The organism is Vibrio sp. 99-70-13A1 (assembly GCF_013114625.1).
Taxonomy (GTDB): domain Bacteria; phylum Pseudomonadota; class Gammaproteobacteria; order Enterobacterales; family Vibrionaceae; genus Vibrio.
Map to the genome: position 1 here is coordinate 63,502 of NZ_VTXD01000020.1, position 14,603 is coordinate 78,104.

General features: G+C 41.7%; 10 protein-coding genes. 5 read left to right on the plus strand and 5 right to left on the minus strand.

Features of this window, described 5'->3' with window-relative positions; translation table 11 throughout:
• Window positions 1-138: 138 nt before the first annotated feature.
• A complete protein-coding gene (locus F0226_RS13450) occupies window positions 139-735 on the minus strand; it encodes a tyrosine-type recombinase/integrase (RefSeq protein ID WP_171736124.1) in 597 nt (198 codons plus the stop codon).
• Between the two features lie 121 nt (window positions 736-856).
• On the opposite strand from F0226_RS13450, the gene F0226_RS13455 reads away from it, so the two are divergent.
• The 5 genes from F0226_RS13455 (at window position 857) to F0226_RS13475 (ending at window position 6,542) form a co-directional block, all read left to right on the plus strand.
• Entirely contained in the window at window positions 857-1,786 is a 930-nt protein-coding gene (locus F0226_RS13455; protein ID WP_171736125.1) for a LysR family transcriptional regulator, read from the plus strand.
• Window positions 1,787-2,557: 771 nt separating this feature from the next.
• On the plus strand, window positions 2,558-3,649 hold the full coding sequence (locus F0226_RS13460) for a calcium:proton antiporter (RefSeq protein ID WP_171736132.1): 1,092 nt from the start codon (window positions 2,558-2,560) through the stop codon (window positions 3,647-3,649).
• Window positions 3,650-3,716: 67 nt separating this feature from the next.
• The gene (locus F0226_RS13465) at window positions 3,717-4,367 is read left to right on the plus strand and encodes a DedA family protein (protein WP_171736126.1); all 651 of its coding nucleotides are present in this window, start codon (window positions 3,717-3,719) and stop codon (window positions 4,365-4,367) included.
• A 9-nt stretch (window positions 4,368-4,376) separates the two neighbouring features.
• Window positions 4,377-5,768, plus strand: coding sequence for a magnesium transporter (locus F0226_RS13470; RefSeq protein WP_171736127.1), 1,392 nt, complete (start codon window positions 4,377-4,379; stop codon window positions 5,766-5,768).
• A 123-nt stretch (window positions 5,769-5,891) separates the two neighbouring features.
• Window positions 5,892-6,542, plus strand: a complete 651-nt coding sequence (locus tag F0226_RS13475) for a MarC family NAAT transporter (protein WP_086050616.1) — start codon at window positions 5,892-5,894, stop codon at window positions 6,540-6,542.
• A 509-nt stretch (window positions 6,543-7,051) separates the two neighbouring features.
• Here the strand turns inward: F0226_RS13475 and F0226_RS13480 are convergent.
• The 4 genes from F0226_RS13480 to F0226_RS13495 all read right to left on the minus strand — a co-directional run bounded on the left by F0226_RS13480 (window position 7,052) and on the right by F0226_RS13495 (window position 14,437).
• Window positions 7,052-10,105: an efflux RND transporter permease subunit gene (locus tag F0226_RS13480; RefSeq protein ID WP_171736128.1), complete on the minus strand. Its 3,054-nt coding sequence runs from the start codon at window positions 10,103-10,105 to the stop codon at window positions 7,052-7,054.
• Window positions 10,105-11,196, minus strand: a complete 1,092-nt coding sequence (locus F0226_RS13485; protein ID WP_171736129.1) for an efflux RND transporter periplasmic adaptor subunit — start codon at window positions 11,194-11,196, stop codon at window positions 10,105-10,107. Before F0226_RS13485 ends, F0226_RS13480 begins: the two co-directional genes overlap by 1 nt.
• Before the next feature lie 116 nt (window positions 11,197-11,312).
• Complete coding sequence (locus F0226_RS13490; RefSeq protein WP_171736130.1) at window positions 11,313-13,112, minus strand: mechanosensitive ion channel domain-containing protein; 1,800 nt, start codon at window positions 13,110-13,112, stop codon at window positions 11,313-11,315.
• A 641-nt stretch (window positions 13,113-13,753) separates the two neighbouring features.
• Complete coding sequence (locus F0226_RS13495) at window positions 13,754-14,437, minus strand: hypothetical protein (RefSeq protein ID WP_171736131.1); 684 nt, start codon at window positions 14,435-14,437, stop codon at window positions 13,754-13,756.
• Window positions 14,438-14,603 lie beyond the last annotated feature (166 nt).

Sequence of the window (14,603 nt, forward strand, 5' to 3'; positions counted from 1 at the left end):
CTACTTAGAGTTCGAGGTAAAAATGTAAGCATAATTGTAGAAAATGAATTCCGTTCAATCTCGCTCTAACAAACTTTGGGGCAACAACTTGTTTGAATATCAGCTAGTGAGAACCCTAAGAAATAGGGTTCCTTTCGACTAACAATCAGTGCTTTCTGAAAGTAACAATGCGTCTTCTAATTCAACACCAAGATAGCGAATCGTGTTATCTACTTTTGTATGTCCCAGCAAAAGCTGCACCGCTCGAATATTTTTCGTTTTTGCATAAACTAATGTCGCTTTGGTTCGCCTCATTGAGTGAGTGCCATAAAGGTTAGAATCCAACCCTAGATCTGACGCCCACTTTCTGACTAGGTATCTATAGTACGAATAGCTAATTGGTTGTTGCTGTCGTCTTTGGCTTGGAAAAAGAAAATCGCTGGCGTTTAGCGAAGAAATCAAAATCCATTTCATTAGACTTTGTTGAGTTCTTGTCGTTATTTCAAATTGAACTTCAATGTCTGTTTTGCGCTGAATATGCTTAACACGACTAAATATCATATCTTGCGAAGATACATCGCAAACCCTGAGCGAGAGCAAGTCACTAGCTCTAAGTTTGCTATCAATAGCTAAGTTAAGTAGTGCAAGCTGCATCAAACTATTTTCAATCTCTAGTCTGGTTCTGATCCGCCAAATTTCCTCAAGCCGAAAAGGCTTTTTGACGCCACTTCGTTTTGTTTTTTTGAAAACCACCATGATAACCTCCTTCTTTATTTGGTCATCACGATTGTAGTTGGAAGGATTTTGGACAAAAATGAGTTTGCGTCATTCGCGTTGAACACTACAATGAAAGACTCTCAATAGTTAAGAGCTGACGATGAAAGAACTTCGCGATTTAGATTTAAACCTACTGAAACTATTGCAAGCGGTCGTAGAAACACGCAATACACACCTAGCTGCAGACAAATTAGGGATATCACAAACCAGTGTCAGCCGTGGTCTGGCTAAGTTAAGAGAGACGTTTGGAGATCAACTTTTCATTCGTAAAGCTCACGGTGTAGAGCCTTCTGAGCTCGCTGAAAAATTGGCTGAAGCGGCCGATGAAATGTTCACACCACTATTAAAAGTTGTTGAGTCGTATAATAATTTTGAACCGCTGCAATTTACCGGTGAAATTACTATCGCAATGAACATTTATTTACTCGAACAATACGGCGATGACATTTTTAGTGCACTAAGAGAAGCACTGCCTACTGCCAGTTTTAAACTAGTTTACTGGCAAGAACAAAGCTTGAGTGAAATGCTGAATGGTCAAATAGATTACATGCTCCATTTTTCTGATTTCCCATTGCCACAAGAAGTTTATCAACACCATTTAAAAGAAATCAAACTCAGTATCGTTGCTCGAAAAAACCACCCAATACTCAGCAAGAGTAACGCCTTAGAAGATATCCATCACCTCCCTATTACTCGTATAGTAGTGGATGGAATCAACTCAAAACGAGCACCCGCTGAAGACTTTTATTTAACAAAAGGTTATAAGGCCAATATTGTATTAACTACCCACAGTATTCGAGTTTTGCTCAACAAAGTGAAGAACTCTGATGCGATCTTATTCGGCAGTACATTTCTGACTAAGGATGAGCCTGAGCTAAGCTGTTACCCGCTTCCTCTTCTTCCAAAAGAGATGAGAACGATACAAATCAATGGTGGTTACTTGCAATCAAAACGTGGTTTCCCACTGAACCAACTGTTACACCAAACCATGCAAAGCTTCTTCGATAGCGTTGTTCAGCCTGAGATATAACTATTTAGTCCATAGAGTAATTTAACTTCTGGAATAGCTTAGCTCATAGAATAAGAATAACGGCGCGGCTATAAAGTGGAACCATCGCTACAGAGTCACTTGACATCACGTATGTTGTCGGTCGTTTTTCATTCATGAATCCATGAAAATTAGCTAATGTGTCTATCGCACAATTCACTGTTCTGTTTAAGTGCACCTTCCGATTCAGCCATGCACTCAACACCTCCATTTGTATAGTCACCATGACACAGACTATCTGCACATGATGATTAATCCCCACATCAGCTTTGCGTAGTAATCGCTGTATTCCAACGGTATCAGTAAGCAGTCACTCTCAAGTACCCGAAAACGGTTCTCCATCAGCATATAAATCACACGTTCCACTGCTGATTTAGCGAATTCAATTTCGAAGATATAGAACATAGATTAAAGGGCTAACGATAAGCTTAGGCACAAGAGTCATGGGATTAATTTTAGCCGATAGGATTTTGTCGAATCCTTTGATCGCAAAGCCAAAGGGAGTTTATGAACTCGACTTGCCGCTTGTTTAAGCCAATATTGAAACCTCAAAACTAGAACTCGACGAATTAGAGAAATTCAGCGTTGGGATAGATATAAACGCATTTATGAATTTCTCAAATTCATACTCAGACTTTCCGAACCACCATAAACTGCGAGTCGAACACTACCTTATGGAGGAAGTAGTGAACATTCGCGAATTAACAAAGTCAATAGGAACTGACGATGTTGGTGCCAAACGAAAAACTCAAAATGTATAAGACTTTGAAGCAAGAAAAAACACTGCTCATCGGTATTTTGACTGTTATATTTTTCAAGACTTTTGGTGAAAGCATGCTGATCTCAAGTCTCTCAATCTTCTCTTATGTCATCACTACTGCCGTACTCTTTTATATCACAATGACCGCAATTTTCGCGGTTGTACGCCACTCAGACTCCCTAGCAATCAAACTAGGAGACCCATTTGGCACACTCATTCTGACATTGTCGGTAATCTCATTAGAAGTGATTATGATCTCTTCCGTTATGTTAACTGGCGATCCAAACCCTGTCCTTGCTCGAGATACGATGTTCGCTGTGATCATGGCGGTATTGAATGGATTTGTCGGTATTACCTTATTAGTGGGTGGGATGAAGTATCACACTCAGTCCTATAATTTGGATGGCATTAAAGCGTATTTGGTTGCCATTATTCCACTCGCAATGCTTTGTTTGATCTTGCCTAACTTTACCAGCAGCAGTGAGAACGGAAACATGTCATTGAGCTTAATGGGCACACTGGTTCTCGCATCCATTGCGTTGTATGGCGTATTTCTGTTCGTACAAACACGTAGCCATATCCATTTCTTCATTGATGCTGACAATAAAAATGTACACGACCACCACGGCCCGGTAAGTAGCAATCTATTTCACACCGTGATGTTAATTGGCTACTTGCTCATCGTTATACTTCTTGCAAAAAGCTTAGCCATACCAATTAACGACAGCATTAGCGTTATGGGCGCCCCGCCTGCCCTTGGCGGCCTTATCGTTGCGCTTATTATTCTTGCACCAGAGGCCGTCGGAGCCGTCAAAGCAGCCCTCACAAACCAACTGCAGCGTGCTATCAACCTGTTCTTTGGCTCAGTATTAGCAACGATTGCGCTGACCGTACCTGCCGTTTTGCTCATCTCAGGGGTAATGGAGCAACCCATTAAATTAGGTCTAAAGCCTGCAGAAATGGTGTTACTGGCCGCCACACTTCTCATGACCAGCGTTAGCTTTAGTAGCGGCAGGACCAACTCACTTAATGGCGCGACCCACCTTGTCCTTTTCTTCGCTTATTTAATTTTGATGTTCGACTAACACGAAGAACAACAGCCAGATCATTCGATCTGGCTGTTACGTCGTTTGATACCATTAAGGAAAGAGTATGAATGAAATATTATCCGCCATTTGGGTACAAGATTTTGACACGTTACTTGAGATCAACTCACTCAATATCTTGCTGCTACTGCTTGCGGTTGTGTTATTTCTAGAGTCGAGTTTTGTGTTTTTACCTCTTCCCGGGGACGGACTGGTCTTGTTTGTAGGTGGACTGGTTGGATTAGGTGCTGTGGATTTTTATACCGCCCTGACTGCTCTAAGCTTATCGGCTTGTTTAGGTACCATTATCGGTTATCTACAAGGGCGCTGGTTAGAAGGTTCACGCTTCATGAACAAAGTTGAAGTCGTACTGCCTGACGACTCATTACCTAGAGCAAGGCGCCTTCTCCATAGATTTGGGTTCCTATCGTTGTTCGTGTCTCGTTTTATCCCTTTTGTTCGTGTTCTAACCCCGATGCTGATGGGCGTTGCACACCTAAGCTTTATCCGCACAGTCATGATCAGCATGACCAGTTCAATCGTGTGGGTGTTAACACTGCTTTATGCAGGAAAATCCATTATGCGTCACCCATTTCTCAGCCAGTATCAAGAGCTAATCACTAGGTGGTTTCTCCTCACCAGCTTAATGCTGATGGCAATTGCTTTCATCACCCTGTTTATCCGAATAATCCGTAAACGAAATCACATTGCAATGTAGCCCATTATTATGACCTTAATAACCGTTCCACTACCTAACACTGAAGCCGAACTGCTGTACGCTGAGTTAATTTCAGCAATGCAGTTCGGGACTAGTGACCGCATTATCGAACAAATAGAAAGTGCAAACCTAACCGATCTTCCATTCGTGATTCGAAAGTTCACCAGCGCTGAGTCAGAACAGTTTTGGGCGTTGCTTTGTACTCAAAAGCCTAATTTGGCTGCTGACTTTCTGGATTATCTAACAGAGCCAGAACGTACTCTCTTATTTTCAAACCTTCCTATCAACAGTGCAAAAGACATTCTATTGCATATGCGTTCAGACGTTCGCCGCTCTCTATTACGCAGCTTACCGAAACCTCTTCACAGAGCCCTTGAATTCTCATTGCCCGAAACCTGGGAACACGAAGAAAAAGCAGCGATGTCATTTCCTAATGGTTCTGTGGGGCGAATTTGCAAGAACGAGGTCATCAAATTAGAAAACTGGGCAACCGTTTCAGATTTGGAAACCATCTTGCGTGAAGGCGAGCAAAGCTCTGAACGAATTGAATGGCGCTACATTTATTTGCACGACAAACACGGTAACTACTTAGGAGCGGTGAAAACCCGAGAACTGTTTCTCGCTCAATCTTGGGATAGATTACTTGATCATATTGATACAAGTGTTCCCACCGTACCTGCAGATTTTGATCTCCAATCATTAAAAAGTGTGCTCGACTCTACCTCACACTCTACCGTTCCTGTCATCGACGAACACGGCTTTCAAATTGGCATTGTTGGTCACACCCAATTAAACCAGGCGTTATATGAAAAATCCGAACAACAACAACGTGAGAGCAGCGGTATATTTGGCGGCGACGAGTTTCGTACCATGCCACTACTCAAGCGTAATATCCGACGCCTCACATTTTTGCTGCCATCGGTCATCTTGAGCTATGCCGCGGTATCGATCATCGCTTCCTTTGAACATATTATCGAACAAGTTGCCGTATTAGCCGCAATTTTACCTTTGGTGGCTAACTTATCCGGTGCCGCGGGTAACCAATCTGTTGCCGTTTCTATTCGAGAATTATCAACAAAGCATATTTCCGCTAGAGACTGGTTATTTGTTGTCGCCAAAGAGTTCCCGATTGGTGCTATCAATGGTCTTGCTATTGGTCTAGTTATTGCTCTACTCATGTTGATTACCCATGGTCAGCAAAGTCATTTATTACCGGTGTTAGTCGCGGCTGCCTACACGATATCGTCCACTTGTGCAGTCATGATCGGTGGCGCTTTGCCCCTAATTCTCAAGCGCGTAAACCTCGATCCGGCCATGTTATCTAGCCCACTACTTACCACATTAACCGATGCGATTTCATTCTTTAGTGTTCTGTATCTTGCTCAGTTAATGCTTCTTTAACCTAGTTTGCTAGTCAGTCATTTAGTCATTTAGTCATTAATTTGATTCGAGATTAAACCGAAACCTAATAATTTAACCACCACCCAATGACACAAAAATCCACCCATATTTAAAGGAAACCGTATGCACCTAGAAACGTTATTCACCTATTTAACTCTCACCGTTCTTGGCTTATTGCCGATGATGAACCCTCCAGCAGCCGCTACTGTTCTTCTTGGTTTAAGTAAGGGACGAGACAAAAGTTACATCGTTTCACAAGCGAAAACTGTTGGGATTTATCTGTTCATTGCCATGTGTATCACCTTCTTCATCGGTGCTTCCGTTTTAGAGCTGTTTAGTATTTCAATTCCGAGCTTACGCTTAGGTGGCGGGATTATCATTTGTGCTATTGGCTTTAACATGCTGTTTCCAAAACCAGAAAACATGGATGGTAGTGTCGGGCAAGATTCCATCGCATTGGTACCGCTTACCATTCCATCGTTGTGTGGCCCCGGAACAATGGCACTGATCATTAGCCTTGCCGCTGAAATCGCATCTAGCGAGGAAGAGTTAGAAAAGATAAGTATTTATACAGGAGTAATTGGAGGCTTTGGTGTCGTTAGCTTAGTCGCCGCTTTTATTTTGAGTATGGCTTACCCGTTACTTAAAGCTTTAGGACAGAATGGTATTAACGCGTTTACTCGTATTATGGGTTTTCTGCTTATCTGTATGGGTGTGCAATTCTTTACTATCGGTATTACTGAGATCGTACAAGACATCAGCGCATTGTTGTAGTTTTTCGTATCAAACCCCCACACTTTAGATTGCTTATTGTGTGGGATTTTCTTGTTTGTAAGCACATCCAATTTTCATCCTATCAGCCGACAATACTATCCCCCTCAAGATACCCACACATTTTCTAATCGCTCTACTTGATCTTCGTTCTTCTATGTAAGTGCTCCACTGATCCAGTAAACATTGAACCAGTAAACATTGACGGACTAGTAAACATTGGCTCCTTCAACGAACATCTGCCTAGGTTTTCCTCACAAAGATTCGATAGCAAGGTATGGACGTTTTAAGGCTGTCACACAGGTGGCTTTCTAACTAACTCAGACAATTGATACATTGATACATTGATACATTGATAACAGCACGTATCTTTAGTCGAATTTGAGTACTAAATCGTTCATTTTTCCTAGCGAATACAAACGAAAAAGCTGATACCAACATTGTTAGCATCAGCTTTATCTTGAACAACTCTGGACGTTCTTTCCTAATGAGAGGTATTGAACATTGAGGTGTTAACGATAGCTTACTCGATACAGCAAGGCATAAATCACAGGCAGCACCACTAATGTTAGTAACGTAGCAAACCCAAGCCCGAATATAATGGTCACCGCCATCGACTGGAAGAAGGCATCAAACACCAACGGGATCATACCTAACATGGTAGTAATTGCCGCCATGCACACAGGTCGAACACGACTCACACTCGCATCCACAATCGCACGGTTAAGGTTTGAACCTTGGTCGGTTTCGATATTGATTTGCTCCACCAGCACAATACCATTCTTCACAATCATGCCTGATAAGCTCAATAGCCCTAGTAATGCAGTGAACGAGAACGGAATATTCATTAATAGTAAGCCCGCACTCACACCGATCAATGCCAGAGGTACCGTCAACCAAATCGCCAAAGGCTGACGAATAGTGTTAAATAACAATACCGTAATCAAGAACATGATCAGGTATCCCATTGGCAATGAACCCATTAGGTTATTGGTAGCCTTTTGTTGACTTTCATATTCACCGCCCCACTCAAAATGATAGCCTTGAGGGAGTTCAATCGCTTCGATTTGAGGAGCGACCAAACGGCGTAAAGACTCAGCCGTATCATCACCAAATGGCGTCACATCGGCCATAACGGCAATCACGCGTTTAAAGTTACGACGAACAATTAGAGAATCTTCCGTCGTTAAATTAAAGTCGGAAACGACCTGTGTTATTGGGATATAACGACTTTGATCTTGGCTCCACACTTGTAGCTCAGGTAATCTGTCGATATCAAAACGTTCTTCATCTGGCGCGCGCATCACAATCGGCATGATATGACTGCCATCTCTGAACAAGCCAATCTGCTCACCATTTAAATTGCGTAACAAGGTTCTATCAAGATCACTCTTGGTTATCCCAACTCGCCTTGCTGCTGCACCATCAAGTTGCGGTTCAAGCACTTGAGTTTTTTCTCGCCATGAGTGACGAACTGCGGTTGCTTTTGGCTCATTACGCATGATCTCATTCGCTTGAGCAGCAAGTTGTCTCAACACCAGTGGATCCGCACCATAAAAGCGTGCTTCTACTTTAGCGGCAGGTGCAGGGCCCAAATCCATTAACTTAAACTTAAAATCAATATCCGGATGTAGACTTTCAAGTCTTGCTTTCATCTGGGGTAACATCGTTTCGATCGCGGCTAAATCTTTCGCTTCAACAATCAATTGTCCGTAACTGCTGTATGATTTTTCAGGTGCATACGTCAGAATAAATCGCTGAGCACCCGAACCTACGACGGTCGTGACATTATGAACGTCATTAAACCCGCTCACGGTACGTTCAATTTGCTCTAGGCGTTGTTCTGTTTCACGAACGTCTGTGCCTTGTTGCAGCCATACATCCACATAGAAAATTGGCGTATTAGATGGTGGGAAAAAGGCTTGTTTTACAGAGCCAAACCCGATCACAGCAGAAATAAGCAAGACCAGAGTGATGACCATAGTCGCGACACGGTTTTTTAGTGCGGTATTAAGAACCGTGCGATACAGGGTAAATATCAGCCCTCGATAAGGATCGATATGCTCTGTCTCACCTTTGGCTATTTCTTCTTTAAACATCAGTTCGCAGAAGAACGGCGTTAACGTGATAGCAAGCACCCAACTTAGTAATAAAGAAATCGCTAATACTTGGAATAAAGACCCTAAGAAATCCCCCGTTGCATCGGCAGACAAGCCAATCGGGGCAAATGCAATGATACCAATCAGTGTTGCACCAAGCAGTGGCCACTGGGTCTGTTTAACCACAGATTCAATGGCTTTACGTTTGGTCAATCCACGTTTCAGACCGATTAAGACACCTTCAGTTATCACTATCGCATTATCAACCAACATTCCCAGTGCAATGATCAAAGCTCCAAGTGAAATGATTTGAATCTCAACGCCTAGAATACTCATTCCAATGAAGGTGCCGAGGATAGTCAGTAATAAAATAGCCCCCATTAAAATGCCTGAACGCAAGCCCATCGCAAATAACAGCACGACAATAACAATCAATACCGCTTCGACTAGGCTCATCACAAAGTCAGATACCGATTTATCAACCGCATCGCCTTGGTCGTACACTTTGTTTAATTCAATGCCGATTGGGCGAGAAAAATCGAGTTCTGCCAATTTATTACTGACACGTTCACTCACATCAACCACATTGACGCTGTTCGCAAACGAGATCCCAAGAGAAATGGCTTGTTCACCATTGCTACGATACAAGGTATAAGCTTTATCCTGAAACTGACGGCTTACCTCTGCGATATCACCTAATTGGATCAGGTCATTGCTTCCCGGCGGGCTAAATTTAAATGACTTTAACGCTTCAATTTCATTAAACTCACCAGAGGAATGGATTCGGATCGATTGTCCATCAAGTAGCAAATCACCGCCGTTAGACACCATATTCTGATTTTGAATCAAACGAGAAAGCCAAGCAGGATCAAGATTCAACGTATTAAGATCTTGCTGGGCAATCTCAATCACAATGTGTTCAGAGACTAGCCCAGCCAAGTTAACCTTCTTTACCCCTTGAATGGAAAGAAGCTCACGCTGAAGATATTCACCGTAATTTTGCAGTTCGCGATAAGTGTATTCATCACTCGTAATGTTGTAGAGAATGCCATATACATCGCTAAAATCATCAATGACTTGCGATGGGTTCACTCCCGGCGGCATTCTAGGTTGAATATCATTCACCTTACGACGTAATTCATCCCATACCTGAGGTTGTTGTTCTGCTTGTATGGTTTCTTTTAATATCACCGCAATCTGAGACAGCCCTGCACTGGTAAAAGATTCGACATCTCTAACATATTCGAGCTGAGAAATCGCACGCTCAAGCGGTAAGGTGACCTCCTCCTCTACTTGCATTGCAGAGGCACCAGGGTACGTGGTGTTAACCATGGCTTGTGGAATAGGGAATGCTGGAAATTCCAATTGCCCTAAACCACGAAACGAAAGCACGCCGCCCACTAATAAGATGACAACCACTAGCCAACTTATGACTTTGTTTTTAATTGCGTAATTAGTCAGGTTCATTATAAACCTCGCTCACGAACAATAGGCGTGACTCTCATACCCTCTGACAATTGACTGACACCAGCACTCACCACATAGCTATTCTCAGATAAATTTCCAGAAACAATCGCTCCACGCGTCGACACGCCTTGAATGGTGATATCTAACGGAGAAACTAGCCCGTTCTGAAATACCCAGACTTGAGGTTGACCAATCAGGTCATTGTCTAAAATGGCGCTAGCAGGAACGACAAAACGTTGAGCACCTTGCTTATCGGCAATGATTTTATCGATATCAAGATGTAACGTTGCTCCCATACCTGGATACACAGTGTGGTTATCTTTTGGCGCGACCAGAGTAAAGGTCACTTCATAGCTTTGTGTTCCTGCTGTTGCTTGCGTTTTATGCTGTTTATAAGTCACAGGGTATGAAACCGACGAGCCATTAAAAGTCGCTAAGGGCTGATAAGATGGGTCAATTCTTTTAGCATCCATCTGGCTAAGTACGTTCTCAGGTAACTGGATCGTGACATCAATCATTTCATGGTCTTGTAAAAGGACAATACCTTGGTGAGCTTGCACTTGTTGATGGTTTTCAATGTGAGTCGTTGCAATTCGACCACTGTAAGGCGCAGTAATGACGGTATCTTTCAACCTGTCTTGTGCAAGCTGTAAAGCCCCCTGTGCAACTTGAAGACGAGCTTGAATGCCATCAAACTCCGCTTGAGCCAATAGATTCTTTTTCATCATTTGGGTCGCTCGATCTAATTCCCTTTTGACTAAATCAAACTCCGATTTTTTCAATGTGACTTCAGTTTTAAAATCTCGCTGGTCAAGTCGAGCAATGACTTCGCCTTTTGTCACTCTTTGCGATGGCTTTAAGTTAAATTCCACGACTTCACCACCCACTCTAAAAGCGAGCTCGACTTCCTTCGACGCAGAAACTTGAGCAGGAAAACGTCTTATTTCTTGATGACCCACGGCTTGGACTTCAGTCAAACGAACAGGGCGAGGCGTATCTCCGATCAGTGGTGAATCTTCGGTCGAACATCCTGTTGACATAAGTAAAACAGATAAAGAAAGAAGTATGCGCGAAGAACGAACACGAGGCATGGATATCTCCAAAGTAGCTTAAATATTTGACGCTACTTTGGAGTAAATAGAAGGTAAACACGATGAATTAGAGAAATTCAAATTAGCGATAATAGCCTTGGGTAAAATGTGTTCTTTTAACCATTAGCATTTGCTCGAACCGCTGAACTCTTTGCTGGATACATAATGCTGTCTTTAATCCCATCTTTAAATTCATAACTAAAGTCAGGAAATGGGTAGTTATTATTTTCTTGCCATTGCTTAACAGTTTCGGTCGCTTTCTCTTTTAGTTCCTCATCAATGGGTTTAAGTCCCTGCGTAAGTTGGTATTGATTAGAGAACGCCAACTGAGCACCTACGGCTTCAATTTGCTGCATCACAGAAAACATCACGTCCTCTTGAACTGCAAGAAACTCGTCATGGTCTTTGCATATAATATAAGCGAGTAAATCGATGTGTATCGCAAACTCACCGACACCCACAAACCTTGCCCTCACAGGATCTTCATCGAGTTTAGGGTGTTGTAATAGCAATCGCCTAATACCAACAACAAGGAGTTTCAGTTGGTCTTGAGTCAGCTCTGAACGTAACCTCAAACGGTGACTCATCCGGCGCTTGTCACGGCGTTCTAGATTATCAATTTCCATGTTGGCAAACTCGGAATTGGGAATAGTGATTAAAGAGCGTTCTAATGTTCTGATTCGCGTAGAACGTAGCCCTATGCTCTCAATCGTTCCTAAATTGTCACCATAGCGACAAAGCTCACCTATTTTAATTCCACCATCAGCATACAAGGTAAGCCCATTAATCACGTTTTCCAGCACCGGACGAATAGCGAGTGCCACCGCCAAACCACCAACGCCTAAACCAGTAACAATAGGGGAGATTGAAAAGCCCATGAAGTCGACCACATAGATGCCCAAAATAGCAATCGTGAGGCCGCCAAAAATACGCGCGAGTACCGTAATTAAAGAAGAGTCGACATACTTCCCTTCGTGCTTATTAAACACATACAGCTCAGCAAAGTAATTGAATATGGTCATGATCAACCACGCAACGAAGAAAAACTGGCCAATCAAGAATGAAGTCGACAGAAACTGATATATTCCTCCGGTGATCCATATCCCATCATCAATCACTTTTCGGGTAATAAAAAGAATAAAGACGACCCCAATCAGAGATAACTGCCGACCAACCTGCCATTTCAGGCCATTTCTATACCAACGTAAGTTCCAACGCTCCCCAAGAGAAAAGCTGACCTTAATCATGAATCGACATAGCAAAAATACGCAAACCAAGGCGACCCACTGCCAAAGAGGAATCGATGCGTATAAAGTATTAAAGTTTTCTGGTAAAGACTGAATTAATGGTGTTGAAAACAGTGGACCGGGACGAATTAAAAACTCATGGTACAAGTCAATCTCATGTTCACTTTTTTCCGTAGACGCTGAGATCAAGCGATACCATTTCGATAAGCTATTGACGGAAGTGGTCGTAAATAGATATTGGCCAACCTTCTCACCACTCGTCTGCCTCGCGATCAAAATGTCTGTATTAGCGAGACGCCATTGGTGACCAGCGTCACCCGTTGGTGATGCTATTTCTGAAGGATGTAATTGAACGTCTTGCCCTAATCTATTTAAAATTTCGTGCAGCAAAATGATTCTTTCCATCACGACCACGGTTCGACTGCGATTGGGAAGGTTTGACAGATCCATGGTACGCGTTACTTGGGCATAAGCATGTTGAGCTTCAGGTAAATCGAGCTGCTCAAGCTGCCAATAATGGATCACGTGCTCAGAATACTTAATAAAACCAGACAGAGTGCTATTGGGCGTTGAGGTATCCACAAAACCGGGCTTGTCTTGCCCGTGAGCGAATGAACTAAACCAAACAATTTGGATTGAAAAGAAAAGTGTTAAAAGTCGAGCGACCATAATTGACCTTTGATTTAGTAGAGATACCCTCTCAGAGAGCATACGATTCTTACTATCAATATGATTAGTAAGAATAAAAAGTGGAATAACTCAAGAATGGTTCACTATCAGTTCGAGCAATAATGAATTTCTCTAATTCATGGGATTTGTGAAGTAGTTATGCGATAAATAATCATCAATAATCAATGGAGATAAACCATGAAATACTTCCCTCTTATTACTGTTATTCTTGGTTACTTGATTTTTATGTCATTTTTAACTTTACGAATATCATCATAAATAGTTTATTTTTAAATTTTCGCATAGTGGATTATTCCACTATGCGATTAAATAAATCTATTTTAACCATTTATCTCAACTCATCCCTCCTATCAGAAACAAACAACCAAACATGACAACAACATAAGAAGACAATCCAAAATAAATATATTTGAAGGGTACTTTCCCATAAAGGATTAATGGTTGAGCAGTTATATTTTTCATATATAGGCATTCCTATTATTTAACATTCTCATTAAGAATTATTGGTAGATAAGAATCACTTTAGCTATTAATGATGAGCTAAATTACTATTAGCTAAGCAACTGTACACTTGAGAATTAAGGTAAATACAGTCACTTAACAAAGAGGGTTATTGTGGGTTAAAAGCTCATGTTGTAGCTAATACCAGTATGGTGATCATTATTCTCATCGTAACGATATGTTGCTTCAACAAACTGATGTTTCGCTAATTTGAAACCTAAATTGGTTTCAATAGATAAATCACGGAAACTCTCTTTACCGCCGACTTTCTGTTTTTGATCATTAAAGCTATAAGTGTATTCTGGTGTAACATCCAGCCAAACGTCACTTGTGAATGCGTAGGTCATGGTCAGTGCTGCATTAGCTAAATAACTTGTGTTTGTCGATAAGTCATTGGTATTAAACCCTACCCCCATTGATGGAGAAAGGCTAAGGTTAGAGTCAATAGAGGTTGTTTTTATTGCATTTAAAAACACCGTATGTGAGTTTTTGCTTGTATCCTTATAATCGGTGTCCCATCGGTAATCCAACTGGAGAGCGGCATCGCTACCACTATTCGCTAATGTTGCAATAAAATTATGTTGGTAGAAATCATTAGAACCAATGTATTCCAACATGGTTGAACCATTGTTTAGCTCCTGACTTGCAGCAATGCCAGCGGTAAAACCATCACTATCATAACCTAGGTTCGCATAAGAGTAAGTCGACACTGGGTTTGAAAAGTCGATGTTCTGGTTTGCATTCGCAACAACTGAAAGAGTTAAAGGTAAAATAGCAGAGATAGTTAATACGATTTTTTTCATAATCTGTTCCTTAATATTTAATGTACAAAATAATTGTACCTAACAGATTGTTGTTTACGATGAATTACAGAAATTCAAAATATAACTCACCGTCATTAAATGATTAGGAATAAAATACAAATTACTAATTTCTATACTTTTCAATTACAAGGCCATTAACATATAT

Coding starts and splice junctions, on each gene's coding strand:
- F0226_RS13450 (WP_171736124.1), bottom strand. CDS start 735: ATGGTGGTTTTCAAAAAAACAAAACGAAGTGGCGTCAAAAAGCCTTTT.
- F0226_RS13455 (WP_171736125.1), top strand. CDS start 857: ATGAAAGAACTTCGCGATTTAGATTTAAACCTACTGAAACTATTGCAA.
- F0226_RS13460 (WP_171736132.1), top strand. CDS start 2,558: ATGTATAAGACTTTGAAGCAAGAAAAAACACTGCTCATCGGTATTTTG.
- F0226_RS13465 (WP_171736126.1), top strand. CDS start 3,717: ATGAATGAAATATTATCCGCCATTTGGGTACAAGATTTTGACACGTTA.
- F0226_RS13470 (WP_171736127.1), top strand. CDS start 4,377: ATGACCTTAATAACCGTTCCACTACCTAACACTGAAGCCGAACTGCTG.
- F0226_RS13475 (WP_086050616.1), top strand. CDS start 5,892: ATGCACCTAGAAACGTTATTCACCTATTTAACTCTCACCGTTCTTGGC.
- F0226_RS13480 (WP_171736128.1), bottom strand. CDS start 10,105: ATGAACCTGACTAATTACGCAATTAAAAACAAAGTCATAAGTTGGCTA.
- F0226_RS13485 (WP_171736129.1), bottom strand. CDS start 11,196: ATGCCTCGTGTTCGTTCTTCGCGCATACTTCTTTCTTTATCTGTTTTA.
- F0226_RS13490 (WP_171736130.1), bottom strand. CDS start 13,112: ATGGTCGCTCGACTTTTAACACTTTTCTTTTCAATCCAAATTGTTTGG.
- F0226_RS13495 (WP_171736131.1), bottom strand. CDS start 14,437: ATGAAAAAAATCGTATTAACTATCTCTGCTATTTTACCTTTAACTCTT.